The sequence below is a fragment of the Stenotrophomonas maltophilia group sp. Smal17 genome (genome assembly GCF_030237045.1).
Taxonomy (GTDB): Bacteria; Pseudomonadota; Gammaproteobacteria; order Xanthomonadales; family Xanthomonadaceae; genus Stenotrophomonas; species Stenotrophomonas forensis.
Genome location: NZ_JASJSU010000071.1, coordinates 1 through 6,011, shown reverse-complemented (window position 1 = coordinate 6,011; position 6,011 = coordinate 1). Strand labels below are relative to the sequence as shown.

The window sequence follows — 6,011 nt, the reverse complement described above, 5'->3', positions numbered from 1 at the left end:
GCCCCCAACGACCAGCATCAGTTTGATGCCAATGCGCATGGATTACTGCGCGGTGTAGACGATTTCGACGCGACGGTTCTGCGACCAGCAGGACTCGTTCGACTCGGTGCAGACCGGACGCTCTTCACCGTAGGACACGACGGTCAGCTGCGAAGCCGAGCCACCGTTGGCCTGCAGGGCCGAGTTGACGCCGTTGCCACGACGCTCGCCCAGGGCCTGGTTGTACGCGCGCGAACCGCGCTCGTCGGTGTGGCCCTGCAGGGTGATGCGCGAGGACGGACGGTCACGCAGGTACTTGGCGTGGCACGCCATGATGGCCTGGAATTCCGGCTTCACGTCTTCCTTGTCCAGGTCGAAGTAGACAACGCGCTGGCGCAGGCAAGCGTCGGTGTCCAGGTCGCCCGGGCCGTACAGGCCGGAGGTCGACGGGCCGGTCGGGGTGGTGGTCGAGGTGCCGGTGTCAACCGGGGCTGCCGGCTCTTCCTTCACCTTCTTCGAGCAACCGGCCAGGACGGCCACAGACAGCAGGGAAACAAGCAGAACGCGGGTGGACTTGTTCATGGCGATACCTTTGTGGCTCCTAGGCCGATGAGGGGTTCAAGACAGCGAAAATATTAACACTCTTTTAGCGCTGGGTACGGTATGGGGACCATGCCGGTTCGCGCACATCACCATCGGCCAGAACCAGGCGCTGGCGGACCCGCGCATCGGCCGAAACGGCATACAACACACCACGGCCACCTTCGCGGGCGGCATACAACACCATGCTTGCGTTGGGCGCAAAGCTCGGAGATTCATCCAGCGACCCCGGCGACAGCGTGCTCCAGCGGGGCGAACCCAGCGAGCTGTCCATCATCGCGATCTTGTAGCTGTTGCCCGAACCCTGGGCGACGGCGATCTTCTTGCCATCGTAGGACACGGTGGGCTTGGCGTTGTAGTTGCCCTGGAAGGTCACGCGCTCGGCGCTGCCGCCGCCCGCACCGACCTTGTAGACCTGCGGACGGCCGCCGCGGTCGGAGGTGAAGTACACCGCGCTGCCGTCCGGTGCCCAGGTCGGCTCGGTGTCGATGGCGAAGTGGTTGGTCAGCTGGGTCAGCTGCTTGCTACCCAGGTCCATCACGTAGATTTCCGGATTACCCGAACGCGACAGGGTCAGGGCCAGCTTGCGGCCGTCCGGCGAGAACGCCGGGGCGCTGTTGATGCCGCGGAAGCTGGTGACCAGCTCGCGTGCGCCGGTGGCGATGTTCTGGATGTAGATCGCCGAGTTGCCACGCTCGAAGCTGACGTAGGCCAGCTTGCCGCCATCCGGGCTCCACGACGGCGACAGCAGCGGCTCGGCCGAACGCACGATGGTCTGCGGGTTGTAGCCATCGGAGTCGGCCACCATCAGCGCATAGCGCATGGCGTCGCCCTTGCCGCTGGCGGTCACGTAAGCGATGCGGGTCCAGAAGGCGCCGCGCACACCGGTGATCTTCTCGTAGATGGCATCGGCCATCTGGTGCGCGACGTCGCGCATGGCATTGCCGCGCGCGGTCATCGCCAGGCCCAGCAGGCGCTCGCCCTTGGGCACGTCGAACAGTTCGTACTCGACGCGGTAGGCGCCGGCACCGGCGTCGAGCACGCGGCCGACCACGATGTAGTTCTGCTTCAGCGCGCGCCAAGTGGCGAACTGGATGTCACCGCCGCGGACCGGCTTTTCGACGATCTGCGCTTCCGGCAGCGTGCGGAACTGGCCGGAGCGCTCGAGGTCGGCGCGGACCACGCCGGCGACGTCGGTCTGCGGCGCAGCCGCCGAACCCTGGTAGGGCATCGGCACGATGGTGATCGGCAGCGCGGAGGCATTGCCGCCGATGATGTCGATATCCAGCCCCTTCTGCTGCGCGACGGCAGCGAAAGGCAGCAACAGGGCCGCAAACACGGCAAGCCAGCGAGGCATCTTTTTCATGGAGCGCTCAATAGGGGGAAACCGGAACGAGGGATAGCAAAGCGGAAGTGAACCGCTTCGCAATCATGAACCAAGGGTACGTGAATTCCGGGTCAGTTCCAGCCCGTGCTCTCACGCACCGTTAACGTCGCGGCCACCTTGACGGTGGCCGGGGCCAGCGGCGACCGGACGGCCGCCCTGCCCCGCTCGATCAATCCTGCGCAGTGAAGGTCAGGTTGAGCGTGCGGTTGAACACCGACTCGAAGCCCCGGTACGGCAGCGGCTGGGCATTGAGCACGGCGGCCTCGATCGAGCGCTTGCCGGCCTCGTCATAGGGGCAGTTGGCGCCAACCTTGGCCTGCAGCACCTGGCCACCCGGAATCTGGGTGATCGTCACCTGGCACTTCTGCCCCAGGGGCACGCTGTCCGGACGCGTCCAGGTGTCGCGCACCTTGGCCTGGATGGCCGCAGCGTACTTGGCGGTCAGGTCATCGCTGTTGCCACCGCCACCGGCCGCCGGCTGGGACGCACCACTGGCACCGGCAGCGGCCGTACCGGCGGCATTGCGCGCGGCAGCCACCTGGCGCAGTTTCTGCTCGGCCAGCTTGGCTTCCTTCTCGGCCTGCTCACGCTTCGCACGGATCTCGGCGATCTTCTTCTGCTTCTCGGCCTCGGCCTTGTCCGCAGCCTGACGCGCCTGGTCGGCCAGCTTCTTCTTGGCGTCTTCTTCCTGCTGCTTGGCCAGGCGCAGCTTCTGCTCCGCTTCTTCCTGGCGCTTGCGTTCGGTCAGGTCGATCTGCTCCTGGCGGCGCTTGGCTTCCTGCTCCTGCTTGGCCTTCTCCTGCGAGATGGCCAGCGCGTTGGCTGCTTCCTGGTCCTTGGTATCCGGCTGCGCGACACGCTCCTGCGCCTGTTGCTGCTGTGGTGTCGGCGCGTCCTGCGGGCGCGGCTCGGGAATCGGCTGCGGGGGCGGCACGGTGTCTTCCGGCACCGGGATCGGTTCGGCGACCGGCGGCGGCAGGTCTTCCAGCTTCTCCGACTGGCGCAGCGCCTGGCGCGCGGCGGACGCTTCGGACGCGGATAGCGCCAGGCTGGCCTCGACCGACGGGTCGCCGGCAGCGGCATCGGTGTTGCGCTCGGGCGACCACAGCCAGGCGCCGATGAAGATCAGCGCGACCAGCAGATGCACCAGCACCGCCAGCGCCAGGGGCAGGCCCCAGCCGGGTTCGCGCTGATGCGGAGGTGGCAGGGCGTCAGCGTGCATCGGTGGCCAGGCCTACCTTGTCTACCTTGGCGCGCTTGATCACATCCATCGCGGCGATGACCTTTTCATAGGCCACGGCACGGTCGGCGGCGACGATCACGCGCACGCCCTTGTCCTGGGCGGCGATGCCGGCCAGGCGGCCTTCCAGTTCCTCGGCCGACACCGCGGCCGGTTCCTTGGCGTCGGGCAGCTTCAGGCTGAGCTGGCCGTCCTGGCGTACCGAGACGATCACCGGGTCCTGCTTGCTTTCCAGCGCCTTGGCGTTGGACTGCGGCAGGTCGACGTCGAAGCTCAGGGTGAGCAGCGGCGCGGTGACCATGAAGATGATCAGCAGCACCAGCATGACGTCGATGTAGGGAACGACGTTGATTTCCGATTTCAGCTTGCGGCGCTTGCGGCGACCGATGGCAGCGGACATGGCTTGGACTCCCGGGTCAGGCGCTTACTCGTCGCCAGCGCTCTGGCGCTGCAGGATGGAGCTGAACTCTTCGGCGAAGGTCTCGAACCGCACCGACATGCGCTCGACGCGGGTGGTGAAGCGGTTGTAGGCCCACACCGCCGGAATCGCCACGAACAGGCCGATGGCGGTGGCAAAGAGCGCTTCGGAGATGCCCGGCGCAACGGCGGCGATGCCGGCCTGCGCGCCACTGCTGATCATGTCGTGCATGGTCACCATGATGCCGAACACGGTACCGACCAGGCCCACGTACGGGGCGGTCGAGCCGATGTTGGCCAGCAGTTCCAGGTTGCGCTCGAGCTGGTCCACTTCGCGGGTGTAGGTGGTGCGCATGGCACGCTGCGCGCCTTCGAGCTGCGCACGGCCGTCCAGCCGGCGTTTGTCGCGCAGGCGGGTGTACTCGCGGAAACCGGCTTCGAAGATCGCCTCCAGGCCGCCGACGTTGCGGCTGCGATCGGTGGCCGAGCTGTACAGCTTGCCCAGGTCGGCGCCGGACCAGAAGCGGTTCTCGAACTCGTCGGCTTCGCGGGTGGCCTGCTTGAACACGCGGGCCTTGCGGAAAATGATCACCCAGCTGACGAACGAGCCTACCAGCAGCAGCAGCACGATGATCTTCACCGGCAGGCTGGCCTTGGCCATCAGTTCGAGGTAGTTGATGCCGCCGCCGGTGGTGGCCTGGGCAAGGGTCTGTGTCGCGGCGTTGCTGACGTCGGCCGGCAGTGCCTCGGTGACCGTGGCCTGCAGGGCCAGGAGCGTTGCGATCATCCGTTGTTCCTCAGTGTTCGGATTCGGGGTGGAGGTGGGGTTGCAGCACCGCAAGGACGGATTCGTCCATGCCGCGCGGGCGGAAACTGGCCGCTTCCAGTGCGGCGATGCGGACCTGCGCCGACAGCAGCAGCTCGCCGTCGCGCAGGATCTGCTGGTCGAAGACCATGCTGGCCTTCTTCAGCTGGACCAGCGTGGCGCTCACCTGCAGGGTGTCATCCAGCCGTGCCGGCCTGATGAAATCCATCTGCATCGAGCGCACCGCGAAGACCATGCCGTGCTCGGCGCGCATGCGCTCCTGGCCGTAGCCCAGCGCACGCATCCATTCGGTCCGGGCCCGTTCCATGAAGGCCACGTAGCGGGCGTGGTAGACCACCCCGCCAGCGTCCGTATCTTCCCAGTAAATGCGTGTCGGCCAACTGAATCGCGGCTCAACCGACATCGGGAACCTCCGCGAACAGGTCCTGCGGCGGGTTCTTCGGCTTCAGGCCCATGTGCCGGTAAGCCTTGTGGGTGGCCATGCGGCCGCGCGCGGTGCGCACCAGGAAGCCCTGCTGGATCAGGTACGGCTCGACCACGTCTTCCAGCGTGCCACGTTCCTCGGACAGCGCCGCCGCCAGCGATTCGATGCCCACAGGGCCACCATCGAAGTAATCGACCATGGTCTTCAGCAGCCGCCGATCGAGCTCGTCGAAGCCCTCCGGATCGACCTTCAGCATCTGCATCGCGGCCTGCGCGACAGCCTCGTCGATGTGGCCGCCGGCCTTGACCTGGGCATAGTCGCGCACGCGGCGCAGCAGGCGATTGGCGATACGCGGCGTGCCACGCGCGCGGCGCGCGATCTCGCCAGCGCCATCGGCGGTGCAATCGATGCCGAGGATGCTGGCCGAGCGGCGCACGATCCGGGTCAGTTCTTCGACGCTGTAGAACTCCAGGCGCTGGACGATGCCGAAGCGGTCGCGCAGCGGCGCGGTCAGCAGGCCGGCGCGGGTGGTGGCGCCAATCAGGGTGAACGGCGGCAGGTCGATCTTGATCGAACGGGCCGCAGGGCCCTCGCCGATCATGATGTCGATCTGGAAATCTTCCATGGCCGGGTACAGCACTTCTTCCACCACCGGCGACAGGCGATGGATCTCGTCGATGAACAGCACATCGTGCGGCTGCAGGTTGGTCAGCAGCGCGGCCAGGTCACCGGCCTTCTCGATCACCGGGCCGGAGGTGACCCGCAGGGCCACGCCCAGCTCGTTGGCGATGACGTGGCTGAGGGTAGTCTTGCCCAGGCCGGGCGGCCCGAAGATCAGCACGTGGTCCAGCGCGTCGCCACGACCCTTGGCCGCCTGGATGTAGATTTCCATCTGCTCGCGCACCGGCACCTGGCCGAGGTAGTCGGCTAGCCGCTTGGGGCGGATGCTGGCGTCGGCGGCGTCATCCTCGCGGGTGGCGCCGGCGCCGATGATGCGGTCGTCGGTCATGTGCTGATTATGCGGCAAAAGTACGGGTTTCGGCCGGGCTGCGCCCGGCACCCGCTAACGGCAACGTCAACTTCAAAAGCCGGTTTCCTGCGGGATGGCGGGGTGGGGGGGGGGGGGGGGGGGGGGGGG

The 6,011-nt window shown here is 66.9% G+C and carries 7 protein-coding genes; all 7 read right to left on the bottom strand.

Going from position 1 to position 6,011, the window contains the following annotated elements; all coding sequences use genetic code 11:
* Positions 1-42 precede the first annotated feature (42 nt).
* Complete coding sequence (gene pal, locus QRO93_RS16100; RefSeq protein ID WP_005410748.1) at positions 43-561, bottom strand: peptidoglycan-associated lipoprotein Pal; 519 nt, start codon at positions 559-561, stop codon at positions 43-45.
* A gap of 64 nt (positions 562-625) precedes the next feature.
* On the bottom strand, positions 626-1,945 hold the full coding sequence (gene tolB / locus QRO93_RS16095; RefSeq protein ID WP_006438808.1) for a Tol-Pal system beta propeller repeat protein TolB: 1,320 nt from the start codon (positions 1,943-1,945) through the stop codon (positions 626-628).
* Positions 1,946-2,135: 190 nt separating this feature from the next.
* Positions 2,136-3,188 (bottom strand): cell envelope integrity protein TolA, encoded by a 1,053-nt coding sequence (tolA, locus tag QRO93_RS16090; protein ID WP_053450576.1) that lies wholly within the window; start codon positions 3,186-3,188, stop codon positions 2,136-2,138.
* A complete protein-coding gene (gene tolR, locus QRO93_RS16085) occupies positions 3,178-3,606 on the bottom strand; it encodes a protein TolR (protein ID WP_006438804.1) in 429 nt (142 codons plus the stop codon). Before tolR ends, tolA begins: the two co-directional genes overlap by 11 nt.
* A gap of 24 nt (positions 3,607-3,630) precedes the next feature.
* A complete protein-coding gene (gene tolQ / locus QRO93_RS16080) occupies positions 3,631-4,410 on the bottom strand; it encodes a protein TolQ (RefSeq protein ID WP_006438802.1) in 780 nt (259 codons plus the stop codon).
* A 10-nt stretch (positions 4,411-4,420) separates the two neighbouring features.
* Positions 4,421-4,852, bottom strand: coding sequence for a tol-pal system-associated acyl-CoA thioesterase (gene ybgC / locus QRO93_RS16075; protein WP_006438800.1), 432 nt, complete (start codon positions 4,850-4,852; stop codon positions 4,421-4,423).
* Positions 4,842-5,882, bottom strand: coding sequence for a Holliday junction branch migration DNA helicase RuvB (ruvB, locus tag QRO93_RS16070; RefSeq protein WP_008264609.1), 1,041 nt, complete (start codon positions 5,880-5,882; stop codon positions 4,842-4,844). Before ruvB ends, ybgC begins: the two co-directional genes overlap by 11 nt.
* Positions 5,883-6,011 lie beyond the last annotated feature (129 nt).